This is a genomic window from Janthinobacterium sp. SUN073 (genome assembly GCF_030397665.1).
Lineage (GTDB): Bacteria > Pseudomonadota > Gammaproteobacteria > Burkholderiales > Burkholderiaceae_D > Janthinobacterium.
The window spans coordinates 24,284-36,313 of the sequence record NZ_JAPUBT010000021.1 but is presented as its reverse complement, the minus strand read 5'-3'; the positions used below and the strand labels follow the sequence as shown (position 1 = coordinate 36,313).

Annotated in this window: 7 protein-coding genes; all 7 read right to left on the bottom strand. The window is 60.1% G+C overall.

Features of this window, described 5'->3' with window-relative positions; translation table 11 throughout:
- Window positions 1-116: 116 nt before the first annotated feature.
- Complete coding sequence (locus O0882_RS28805) at window positions 117-1,682, bottom strand: DUF2875 family protein (RefSeq protein ID WP_289953420.1); 1,566 nt, start codon at window positions 1,680-1,682, stop codon at window positions 117-119.
- Window positions 1,683-1,713: 31 nt separating this feature from the next.
- Window positions 1,714-3,993: a DUF3274 domain-containing protein gene (locus O0882_RS28800; protein ID WP_289953419.1), complete on the bottom strand. Its 2,280-nt coding sequence runs from the start codon at window positions 3,991-3,993 to the stop codon at window positions 1,714-1,716.
- Between the two features lie 18 nt (window positions 3,994-4,011).
- Window positions 4,012-6,807, bottom strand: coding sequence for a type VI secretion system Vgr family protein (locus tag O0882_RS28795; protein WP_289953418.1), 2,796 nt, complete (start codon window positions 6,805-6,807; stop codon window positions 4,012-4,014).
- A 189-nt stretch (window positions 6,808-6,996) separates the two neighbouring features.
- Window positions 6,997-7,992, bottom strand: coding sequence for a PHB depolymerase family esterase (locus O0882_RS28790; RefSeq protein WP_289953417.1), 996 nt, complete (start codon window positions 7,990-7,992; stop codon window positions 6,997-6,999).
- 84 nt (window positions 7,993-8,076) lie between these two features.
- Complete coding sequence (locus tag O0882_RS28785; RefSeq protein WP_289953416.1) at window positions 8,077-10,281, bottom strand: TonB-dependent receptor; 2,205 nt, start codon at window positions 10,279-10,281, stop codon at window positions 8,077-8,079.
- Window positions 10,282-10,428: 147 nt separating this feature from the next.
- Window positions 10,429-11,229 (bottom strand): alpha/beta hydrolase, encoded by an 801-nt coding sequence (locus O0882_RS28780; RefSeq protein WP_289953415.1) that lies wholly within the window; start codon window positions 11,227-11,229, stop codon window positions 10,429-10,431.
- 116 nt (window positions 11,230-11,345) lie between these two features.
- Complete coding sequence (locus O0882_RS28775) at window positions 11,346-11,984, bottom strand: TetR/AcrR family transcriptional regulator (RefSeq protein ID WP_205704526.1); 639 nt, start codon at window positions 11,982-11,984, stop codon at window positions 11,346-11,348.
- Window positions 11,985-12,030 lie beyond the last annotated feature (46 nt).

The window sequence follows — 12,030 nt, the reverse complement described above, 5'->3', positions numbered from 1 at the left end:
CACCTGTAGGCCCGGTGACTCTCAACCCTGAACGAGACAGCGTTGTGGATCTGGCCGCCACCGTGGAAGGAATAAGTCAAAAAGCTGCATGAGTCGGGCGACAACTACCTTGACATTCACCGATCCTGCTGCTGGCGTTTCTTCTCCGATGGCGGCGTAATAAAAATGATGCTGGCCTCATTACCGTCACGCAAGTTAATCGCCGCACTGGCGCCACCATCGCGATAGCTGCCCATCACGCCGATGGCCATCTGCATGAACCAGGTGGCTGCACCCGTATTGCCCAGGCGAAGATCGGTATTGATGAACTGCGCGCTCTTGCCGCTGTCGATTTCCGGCCCGCCCTGTGAAGCGTAGTCATGCAGCAGGCTTTCCAACATCAGCAACTGTTCCGGCTGATTTCCCGTGCCAGCCACGATGCGCGCCGGCCCCTTGCCGCGCTCCGCTTCCGGCAAGGTCTGCAGCGCCTGCTGCCAGCCTGCATTGAATATCTTCTGGCGCGCGTCGCGCCGCGTGACGGGCTTGCCTTCCTCATCCGCGAACTTGACGAATACGGGCCGGTGCACGAAACCGAACGAGGGCAGACGGTCAAATGTTTCCATCTGTTCCCGGTTCCACGGAATGGGAAACCACGGCGTCGGCTTCCAGTCACGTGGGGGGCGATTTTCCCAGGGATTGAGCTTGTCGAACGTATGCAAGCCCACGCCACGGATATCGGGCCGCTGGGCGAAGGCGGCGGCAGCGGCGAGCCATTCGGCGACGGTGGGTTGACGCTCGCTGAAGGCCTCAGGTCGCTGCTGTTTCGCGCGCGAAGGCAGCGACTGCATGACGTCGTAATACATGCCACGCAGTTTTTCCTGGACGAACTTATTCTCCGGGTCATCCCATACAAAAGGGCGTAACGGTTCTATTCGTTCGCGGCGCGCCAGGATAAATACCGCCGTGGCATCGGGCATATCTGGAATGAAATATCCATTGACCAATTTCCTTGCAGTACCTGGCTTCCGGTTGCCATCCCGCGTGCCTACGCTATCCTCGGAGTGTAAGGCGACGTAAGGTACGTCAGGATGCTTATCGAAAAAATCAAACACATCAATCAGCAATTGGTCGGGATGTTCATCCAGCTTCCAGGAAGCCACGGAAAATAGATGCAAGGGCATGCCCCCCGTACCAGCGCCAGCCACGAGTCCCGCCATCGGCTCTATCAAGCTCGGTTGTGCAGCCGGGTCAAGAATGGGGGTACCCGCATAAAACGAGGGCAGGTTCCAATACATCGGAGTGAAATTGATGCCATTTTCCAGCGCATCGTAGGCCCTGCTACCGCCTTCCCCATCCTTGTCATCGCCTGTCCACGGGTATTTCTTGGGATCTTGTTCGCGTATGCTGGTGTAAGCGCTTCCTTTTTGCAAGGCATCCCACAATTTGCCCTGACGGTACTTATCCAACGTCACACCCAATCCGATCACTTCCAGCACGTACTCTTTCTCAGGCTCCATAGGTCTCTTTGGCTGTTTCGCCTGCAACTGGGACGCAATTTCACGCGCTTGGCCCTTCGATAAGGCATTGAGCCACAACAAACCAAAAAATAAAATTACAATAACTATCGATATTCCCAACCAACGAAGCGTCATCATGGCCATCACCTTTTGGTCTGCAATCCCGGAGAAACGATAATCAGTCAAAGCCTATTGCTACCGACGATGCTTCGACAATTCATTTGTTTTGCTTTTTTCGCTCACTACTCACTACCTTTCTATTTTTGGTTTGTGACACTACAATTTTCCACAACGGCCCTGATAGCAAGGGCAATCCTGCAGGCAAGATTCCTGTGTTGTAATAGTCAATGCTGCCATTGATAGCAGCACTTCTCCATCCAGGTTCTACGGATAAATATGGCGCGAACCCCAATATGAACTTTTCTTTTATGCGAATTCCTTTACGCCCTTTATCGCTGTTCTTCAGGTCCTTCACCCGCCAATCCGCCACCGCACATAAATACGCATAGAAGAGCGGATCGGATGACGCCTTGCCGCTGCCAATCGCCACGTCATACGCGGTCACCTGGCTATGGTTTTTCGCGCTACCGATAATAGAACTATGGAAAGATTTAGCACTGACTTCCCGCTGCCAGCGCAAGCGCGACTCATTCGGGCTTTCCTGAATTTTCGCCACGACGTTGCTGTCAGGGTAGCGTATCGCAGACACAATTTCGCGTTGATCAAGCTTGTCCTTCACGTCCAGTCCTTTTTCCTTGTTGTAGCTTGCCGTCATCAATGCCAGCTCTCGTGGAGTGAGGTGTTCTAGCCGTTCGGGAAACTTTTGATAACCGCCCGGATCAGGACGATATTCGCTGCGTAATTGCATGCCGCTCCCGCTGGTCGGTGCCACCGACGCATCGCAGGGATCGACTTCTTCCGCAGGTCCCTGATCGGCAACAGGACGATTTCTCATCATGGACGTGGCGGGGATATTCGCCGGATCGATTTGCGATGTGCCGCGTAGGTCGGCAGCTACGGGCTGCTTCAATGCTTCGCCCGTGATGGTGCGTATGCCATTGCGCTGCTCCATCTTGCTCAACCGGGTATTGACAGGCCAGGCCACCGCTTGATGTTGTGCGCGGTGTTTTCGCAGAGAAACCTCCACGTGCGATTGCTCCTTTTCCGTCGACAGGCGCAACGGAAAGTCAAACGGTGGCGGCTTGCCTACCAACGACACCGTGGTCTTTCCTGTGGCCGGATCCAGCCGGGTCTTGTTGCTGAATACCCGCTGATAAAATCTACCGCCCAGTTCCGCCAGCGCGCTCCGCACCTTTTGATGTTCCACTATCTTGGTGTGCCCGGATGAGACACTGTACCCATCAAGACTCGATGTCTCCTCTTCTTCCGCCAATTCACTTCCCAATGCATGATCGGGCACGCCATCCCACCCTATACCCTGGATGTTATCGAGTGCCACCGTCATGTCTTCAGGGCAAAAATACAGATAAACCTTGCGGCGGTTGTCGCGGTCATCGGCGCTCTGCCAGCGGCTGCCGACCATGCCGCGATGCTCATCCTTTTTCAAGTCGGAAAACGGTGGCTGGCAGGCCTGGCCACGGCCTTTTGCCACCCCGGCCACGATATTCACCAATGTCTGCAGGCGCGCACCCATGGTCTGCGCTCCACTGAGCAAATGGTAATAGGGCTTCATCGCCGCATCCTCGCCGCCATCGAACCAGGCGGCACCTCGCATCAACAGAGGCAGGCTGTCCACCAGGCTGTATGGCGGATGCGTGAGTATCAAATTATCGGCCAGCGCCAACCCCTTTTCCATCAGCATGGCTTGCGCAAGCAGAGACAGCAGGCAACCCTGGCTGTGCGCAACGATGCTGACGGTATCATCCGCGTCGTAATCGCGGATCATGGAAATCAGTGCTGCCAGCCGCTGCGCCGCGAGCACCATATACATGCGCCCGGGCGCCGTTTTCAGTGGCCGCAAGGCATCGCCCATGGGGTCCGCCGGCGCATACATGCCCGGACGCCACATGTCGGGCAAGCTGCTGGTGGCGTTGCCGAAAGGACCGCCCTCCTTGGACAGATCCTTGTCCAGCCGGTTGCCGTAGCGATCGACGAACTGGCCATTGATGGTGCTACTCTTGCCTTCCACTTCACGGTAGCCCCAGTAAAACGGAATCACGGGGCTGTTGGTGTCCTTGGCGATCGTGCGCTTGAAGAAGACGGCGTCGGGATCGTCTTCCAGCCTGTCCTTGTCCGCCGCCACGGGCATGCGATATGACGCGGGTGTAAAGCCGCGCCCCAGCCTTTGCGTCAAACCCTCGCACAAGCCGTGCTCCACCGCCTTGTAGCTGACACCCACATCATTGACGCCATGGATGACGATGATATTGCCCGGCAGGTTGCGGCGTATCTTGACCTTCTTGCAGACGGTGCGTTCGCAATGCAGGAGCGTCACGTCTTCGCCCACCACGTACGGCACTTTCGGATAGCTGCCCATCGCACTCTCCTGGCGTCATCAATCCTTGTTGTTGAACACTTCGATGGCGGCCAGGTGCATGGCCGCGCGCTCCAGCACCTCCGTCTTGCCGCCTCCATCGCTGCGGCCATCGGCCGATGAACCATCGCCCAGCTTCACGGCGAAGTGTGCCTGCGGCGCCAACTGCGGTGCTGGCGGTACGCCATCGACGGCGCTGTCGTCGCCCTCGTATTGAAAAATGAATTGCTGATCGGCCTTGCCCTCGGCAAAGTTTGGCAATTGCACCTCCATGCTTTGCGGGTCATTGAAGACGAAATTGGGCGCATTGAAGTTCAGTGGCGACTTGCTGCCGAAGGTGATGCCGTCGGCGATGCGGATGAACGCGCCATGCTTGGAAATCAGCACGATTTCATCGGCCATGCCCGTCAGCTTGCCTTCGCTGGCGGTGAGCTTCAGGTTTTTTGCCGCGTTGAGGTCCATGTCGTCATGCTGGCTTTGCAGCAAGAACTTGCCATGGTGGGCGATGGCGCGGATGCCATCCGCATGGGCAAACAGCGAGATGCCCTTGCCCGCGTTCACGCTGTAGCGCTGGCCTGCCACCGCTTGCAGATGCTGCTGCGCCACCGTATCGATATTGCTGACGGCATAGCTGACGATGGCCTTCGAACTGGCAAAGCTGATGCCGGCCGGCGCCGTGACGGCAATCGCCGCCGCACCACCCAGTTCGACACGGGGCTGCGTATTGCTGCCGCCTTCCCAGCTTTTCAAGCTTTGCTGCAACTCCTGCTGCGCTTCGTCCGCGTTCTCCAACGCCTGATGCGTGGCGGCATAGCTGCCCAGCGAGCGAAACAATTCCAGGCAGTTTTCCATCAGCCCCAGATATTCGCTGCGCGCCATGTGGCCGCCATCGCCGTTCAGGCGCTTCCAGGCCGAGAGCAACATGCCTTTGCCCGCGCGCATCGCCAGTTGCTCATCGGTGCGCAGCTCGGCGCCCTCGCCGCGCGCGTCGCCCTGACCATTGCGCCGGTCGTGCGTCAGCCAGCCCAGGTTGAGCTGCGTGGAACCGTGATCGCTGGCAAGCTGGGCGTTGATCTGTCCATGCACATCATCAAAGCGCAGCTGGTTGCCACGCGTGCCACGGATCTCGCGGCTCCTGATGCCGGACAAATAGCGGTTGGCGGGCAAGTCGCCTGCCTTGCTCAGGGCAACCGGCAGCGCGCTATGGTTGTACAGCTGGCCCACGATGATGGGCCGGTCCGGGTCGCCGCCGAGAAAGTCCAGCAAGACCTCGCTGCCCACGCGGGGCAAGCCCAGGTAGCCGCATTGCTGCATGCTGCCAGGTCCATTTCCCGCCCAGCTCGACGCAACGCGCACCCAGGCCGAATCGGCATCCGTGTCGGAGGCGCCCGTGCCGCCTGCATGCTCATGGTCCAGCTTCCGTGTGGCGGGAAAGCGCACCTTGACCCGGCCCATCGCATCGCAATGGACGTCCTCATTCGCCGGCCCCACCACCATGGCGCTTTGCATGGTGACTGGCGGCAAATCACTGCGCGTGTCGTAGGCCGGCACGATGGCCACGCCGCGCCGTACTGCCGTCAGTTCGATATGCATGCGCAAGGCGCCACCGTCCACGGCCGCCGCCAATTCGCGCTGCGGCAGCAATGTGTCATCGGCCAGCCAACGGTTACGCGCGAACAAACGCGCCACCCGGGCGGCCAGCTCCCTGGGTAAATTATTTTGCGCCGCCACATGCAGCGACGTGACGACAAAATCGCGCGCGGCCGCTGGCAAGGCGTCAACGTCCGGATGCTCGGCCAGCGTAAAGTATTCACCCGGACACAGGTCGCGTACGCTGCCTTCGGCATGGAAGCAATGGCTCTCGTAATCGTGCTGCTGCATGGCCAGCATGCCCAGCTGACACAAGGCATCATGATCCATGCCCGCGCGCGGCGGCAGCACGCGATAATCATCAAGGGTGGCGGCAATGGCATTGCCATGCATGCCTTGTGCCCCCTGCCCCAAGGCATCGGCGGTCATGAACGGCCGCGCGCGCGGATGTTCCTCGTTCCAGCTATGGCGCGTCACCTTGCCCGCCGGCAGCTTGCGCACTTCGTTCCACGACGTCAGGGTGTCGCGCTCTTCAGTTGCCCGGTCCGCGTGATAGCGCACGGTGTCCGCCATGTTCTTTCGCAAGCCATCGGCGTGGTTGAACAGCACCAGGGTATGCGCCGGCTCGGCATGTGCATTCGTATTGCCCTCGGAACGAAAAAACCAGGCGACGCCGCTGCGCTTGAGCAGGCGCCGCACGAAGGCCGCATCGGATTCATTGTGCTGCATGACAAATTCACGCTGCGGATACGTCTGCGCCTCGAAGAAATCGGCAAACGCATACTGGAAGGCATGCGCCATCACCGTATTGCTGCGTATCCATTCGTCCAGCAGGGTCTTGACGATCTCGATATCCGTCAGACGCCGGAAGACGCGCGTATTGCAGCGTTTTTCCATGATGGCGAAGGCGTCCGTCAGCACCAGCTGGTAGCTGGCCAGCGCGCCATCGCTGTCACCGGCGCTCGCTTGCGTGACGAGGCCGCAGATGCTGCGCAGCTGTCCCTGGTCGGTGACTATATCGATAGCGGCCGGCAAGGCAATCAAACTACTGAGCGGCAAATCCACATGCGTCGAGACGCACAGCACACGGTATTCGATCCCGCCACAGATGGCCTCGCTGCCGGCGATGCGCTGCGGTATCAGCACACCGGCAGGTACCTTGGGCGAGACACCCAGGCGCAGGCGCAGCGGACGTTCGCCACCCAACATCGATTCAACACCGTCCATGGCGCTCTCCTCATTCACACTTGCATCTCATCAAGCTGGAGAACCGACAATGCCATGGGATGGCAGGGGAATACTTGATATTTAGTAAGAACCTGCCTAGGTTCCCATCACTTCCGTCAGCCTTTGCCGCTTGGCCAGCACGACGGGGCGCAATCGCTGCGCCCCACGAGCTGCAAGTTCATCAACGCATCAGCGCTGGTATTGCTTGAAGAAATTCCAGCTGATCACGGTGGCGTCCGGGCCCAGCTCATCGCTGAATGGCCAGCCGGGAGGGCCGCCGCTCCACGCGTGGTTCATGCCTTCGACCGTGTATTTTTGCGCGATAACGGCGCCGTTGTGCAGATACGTGTCGATGGAGTAACTACGGCCGTATGGCACCGTCTGGCGCACGATGCTGTCGGCACGGTAGCGCACGCTGTCATTGTCGAGGCCATCGTCACCAACATCGCTGGTCTGCAGGAATTGCTCGATGGTTTGCTCGCCGTTGACGGGGTTGACGACGATATCGGAAGTGCCGTGGAACACCATCGTCGGCATCAGGCGGCGCGGCGAACCGGAGCAGCGCCAGGCATCCTTGCCGCGTACTTTCGGGTCGAACGAGCTGCCGTTGAACAGCGAATCGGCGGCCGTGAGCATGCCGATGGCGCCCTTGTACATGCCGCCCGAATGCACCATCACGGCAGCGAACACGTCCGAATAGCAGGCGGCCATGATGGAAGCCATGGCGCCGCCCGCCGAGATGCCCGTCACGTACACGCGGCTGTCCTGCACTGCATACTTGCTCTTGACCTTGTTCAAGATTCCCATCAGCACGGCCGGCTCGCCCGTGCCCCGTTCCTGGTTCAGCGGCAGCATGAAATTCCAGCAGCGCATGGGGTTGGCCGTGACGTTCTGGCGTGGATAGACGACGATGAAATTCTCGCTGTCCGCCAACTGGTTGTAGCGGCTGACGGCGGCCATGCTGTTGGGCTCGGAACCGCAGCCATGCAGCATCAGCACCACGGGCAGCGGCGTGTTCGGGTTGTAATTGCTCGGCAGCCAGACCTGGTATTCACGCGAACCCCACAGGCTCGCGTACAGGCCGAAGTCCCACTGGCCAGCAAAGGCCGGCAGCGCGGCCAGCAAGCCGCAAGCGGCGATGATTGCGGATAAGAAGTGACGCAGTTGCTGATGCAGATGTGCCATGCCAGTCTCCTGATTATTCTTAAGGACGAAAACAGCGACAATGAACCAGCCTGATGCTCACCAGGCTGGCACTTCAACAAGCTTTTAGAACTTATAGCCGGCCTTGGCGATGATCTGGCGCGGCGGGCCATAGAAACCGTCGAGGACGAAGACGGCGGGAATGTTGTAACCATCCGTGCGGTAGCGCTTGTTGCCCAGGTTGCTGCCGTGCAGACTGAAGGTCCAGTTCTTCGGCGCTTCCCACACGACGCCAGCCGTCCAGATGCTGTAGCCGCCTTGCGCCAGAGCTGGACTCAGGTCCGTGGTCGGATACACCTTGCTGCGGTAGCCGTAGCCGACCATGCTGCGCAGGGCGCCGCCGAAGACGTCGCGGTCCGTGCGCGTCAGGTTCAAGCCTACTTGCCGGGCTGGCGTGTTGCTGAACTTTTGCGTATCCGCAATGTTCTTGCCGCCGCTCATGAACTCGTCATAGTTGGCATTGAGCAAGGCGAGGAAACCATTGACTTCCCACTGGCGATTCGGCCGCCACGAGAATTCGAATTCCGCGCCTTTCACCGTCGCCTTGCCCGCATTCGTGAAGTCGCCATAGAAGCCCGGCACGCCGCCCGGCTGCACATAGCTGGTAAACACGGACAACTGAATATCCTTGTAGCGGTTGGTGAACAGGGCCACGTTGACGTCAAACGTGTCGTCGGGTGCCGCGTACTTCATGCCCACTTCCAGCGCGTCGAGTTTTTCATCCTTGTAAGGCCGCGCGGAATCGGGCACCACCAGGTTGTTGGCGCGCACGTTGTAGCCGCCCGATTTGAAACCGCGCGACAGGTTGCTGTAGAAATTCGTCGTCTTCGACGCTTCGTAGCGCACGGAGATTTTCGGCGAGGTATTGCTGACCGACAAGGACTTGTCGAAGTCGGCCGCTGTCTGGATGGGCCGCGTAAAACCCACATCGGCAAAGGCGCGGTTGAGCACGATGGCGCGCTTTTCCTCGCGCGTGTGGCGCAAGCCCGCATTGATGCTCCACACCTTGCCCAGCGGCCAGGTCCAGTCCGTGTACAGCGCCGTGCTGTCCGTCTCCACCGTGCTGACGGCGGCCGTGAACTGACGTCCCAGGAAGTTGTTGTAGATGCCGCCGCCGGCCGTGCCTTCGAAGCGGTACAGGCCGATCACCCCGGCGCCATAGTCGCCGCTGTACGAGGCCTGCAATTCCAGGCTTTTCTGTTCGTCGCGCGAATCGCCAAACACGTCGGCGATCGGTTGCGGCAAGCCGTCGAAGTCGATGGTTTGCTCGGACGTGCTGCGCCGCTTGGCGCCGATCACTTTCACGGACCACTCGTTCGACAGCGTGTAGTTGGCCACAAGCGAGCCGCCCCGGTTATGCGTGAAGTTGTTGCCCGGCATGCCGCTCTGGATGTCATACGCATCCGTGCTGGCGGGACGCTTGAGCGGGTCGAAGGCGCTCACGCCCATGCGCTGGAAGCCGCGCACGCCCGACTTGTCATCCGTGGCGTCCAGGCTCAGCACGACGGTGAGGGGGATGTCCTGCGGAAAGTAGCCGACGGACAGGCGCGCGGCCGTGCTGTCCTGGTCGCTGACCTGTTCGCCGTTAAACGTGTTGCGGCCGAAACCGTCGCGGTCCAGCTTGGCGGCCGCCAGGCGCGCGCGCCAGGTGCCGTTCTCGTTGGCCAGGTTGAAGGCGGCCTTGAAGTTGCGCTGGTTGTAATTACCTATGCCCACTTCCGCCGAGGCGCCGTTTTCCTTCGCCAGGGGGCGCGAAATGTACTTGATGGCGCCGCCGATGGTGTTCTTGCCGTACAGGGTGCCTTGCGGGCCGCGCAGCACTTCGATGCGCTGCACGTCGAACACGTCAAGCAGGGCGCCTTGCGGACGGGCCATGTAGACGTCGTCAAAATAAATACCCACGCCCGGGTCCACGCCCCAGACGGGGTCGGCCTGGCCCACGCCGCGAATGAAGGCCGTCAGGGTGGTATTCGTGCCGCGCGAGGCGTACACGGTCAGGTTCGGCACGCGCTCCTGCAAGTCGGCCAGGTTCTGGATATTCGCCCGTTCCAGGGCCTTGGCGGAAAACGCCGTGACGGCCAGCGGCACGTCCTGCAGCCGCTCTTCGCGGCGGCGGGCAGAGACCGTCACGGTTTCCATGCGTTCTTTCGCATCGCTGGCTTCCTGCGCCGTGCTGGCAGCAGCGGGAGTGGCTTCCTGCGCCTGGGCCTGGGTGGCAAACGCGCCGGCAACGGCGAGGGCGGCGGGCATTAATTTCAAAGCAAGTTTCATAGCGTCTCCAATGTCAGGCTTGCTTACCACCAGGGAAGACGGCCGGATTCCAGAATCGCAAGACGTCACGGTACCGGCGCGCGTAAAGCCAGCACCTGCCCTGCGATGACTGTTTCCGGCACTCGGCCCGTGCGGCGAGTGGCCTGTTTATTTTGAATGTGTGGCGAGGAAGGACTGCAACAAGGTATTCACACGCTGCGCCTGGTCCAGGGGCGTGGCATGGCGCGAGTTCGCAATAATCTCGATCTCGCACTGCTGAAACTGTGCGGCAAAGGCCCGCTTGCTGGCGACGGGCGTGTAATCCTGGTCGGCCGCCATGATGAAGACGGGCATGGCCAGGGCCTGGAAATGAATGTCGATATCCCAGTGGAAAATGGCGTCCAGCGCGGCCAGATAGGCGCGCTTGTCCATGCCTGCCATTTGCGTGGCGAAGCGCTCGACCAGCGCTTGCTGGGACGGATCAGGAAACAGTTTCTTGCCGATGATCTTGCCCATGGCTTTCAGGCCGAAGGTGGCGATCACCGTGCGGCGCAGCCAGTAGGCAAACAGCAGCGACGCCGGTTTGCTGCCTTGGAACGGTTGCGAGTTGATCAGGCACAAGCTGGCCACCCTGCCCGGCGCGCGGTTGGCCATTTCCAGGCCCACCATGCCGCCCAGGGAAAAGCCGACGATGTGCGCACGCGGCACGTCGAGCTGATCCATCAAGTTGAAGAGGTCGTTGGCGAAGTCGCCGATCTGCCAGTCGCCGTCCGGTGCGGGACTGCGGCTATGGCCGCGCATATCGGGCACGATCAGGCGATAGCTGCTGCCGAGCGCATCGATCTGCGGGCGCCAGTCTTCGGCGCAAGAACCGAGGCCGTGCAACAGAAACACGGGCTCACCCTGCCCTGTCTCTGTGCCGGGATCGAGGTAATGCAATGGAACATCGGATGTCGTGTGACGCCGCATTCTGTCTCCTTGCTGTTGAACATGCTTTGTGTTCAGGTGCAGGAATATGTTTTCCTGCTGTTGGAAAACATAGTACGGAATCCGAATTCCGATTTCAAGTTAAATCGCTAAATATCTTAGGTCAGGTAATTTAAAGCAACACGCACCAGTTCATCTTCCAGTGCCGCGCCCGATAAAAAGGACAGCGAACCCGTCAGGGTATGCTGGTTCAGGATGCCCAGCAGCACGGGCGGCACCACCATCATCGCCTGCGTGGGATTCGGGTGGCGGATGCTGGACGACTTGCTGGCCAGCACGGCGACCGTGCGTTGCGAGATCAAATGATTGATCTGGTGCACCCTGTCGCGAAATTGCGCATCCTGCGACGCGCGCGTGATCAAGGCCCGCAACACACCGCTGCGCCCGCCATTCACGGCCACGAACATGGCCACCATGGCGCGGATGAAGTCTTCCAGGCTGCGCCCTTCCCACTGGCGCAGCTCCGTCAGGGTCTCGACCTTTTCCACCATATCGGAAAAGAAGCGCTGCAGCAGCAAGCGGCTCAGGGTGTCCTTGTCGCCTAATAAACGGTAAAAGGTGCCAACCGAAGTTTCCGCCAGCCGGGCCAGGTCGGCCACGCCGATTTCATCGAAACGGTTTTCCGCCAGCAACTGTTCGCCCACCAGCAGCAGGCGCTCGAACGCTTGCTTGCTGCGCGCCTGGGTGGGCTCCGGTGGAACGATCATCTGCGGGAAGGGCATCGGGAAGGAAGGCATGCGGCGTTGGCGTCTCGAATAGTGGAACCTGAGTTCCGTTATGGGT

Bases quoted from the DNA above. Each gene is read 5' to 3' on its own strand.
- O0882_RS28800 (WP_289953419.1), bottom strand. From the start codon at position 3,993: ATGGGCAGCTATCCGAAAGTGCCGTACGTGGTGGGCGAAGACGTGACG.
- O0882_RS28795 (WP_289953418.1), bottom strand. From the start codon at position 6,807: ATGGACGGTGTTGAATCGATGTTGGGTGGCGAACGTCCGCTGCGCCTG.
- O0882_RS28790 (WP_289953417.1), bottom strand. From the start codon at position 7,992: ATGGCACATCTGCATCAGCAACTGCGTCACTTCTTATCCGCAATCATC.
- O0882_RS28785 (WP_289953416.1), bottom strand. From the start codon at position 10,281: ATGAAACTTGCTTTGAAATTAATGCCCGCCGCCCTCGCCGTTGCCGGC.
- O0882_RS28780 (WP_289953415.1), bottom strand. From the start codon at position 11,229: ATGCGGCGTCACACGACATCCGATGTTCCATTGCATTACCTCGATCCC.
- O0882_RS28775 (WP_205704526.1), bottom strand. From the start codon at position 11,984: ATGCCTTCCTTCCCGATGCCCTTCCCGCAGATGATCGTTCCACCGGAG.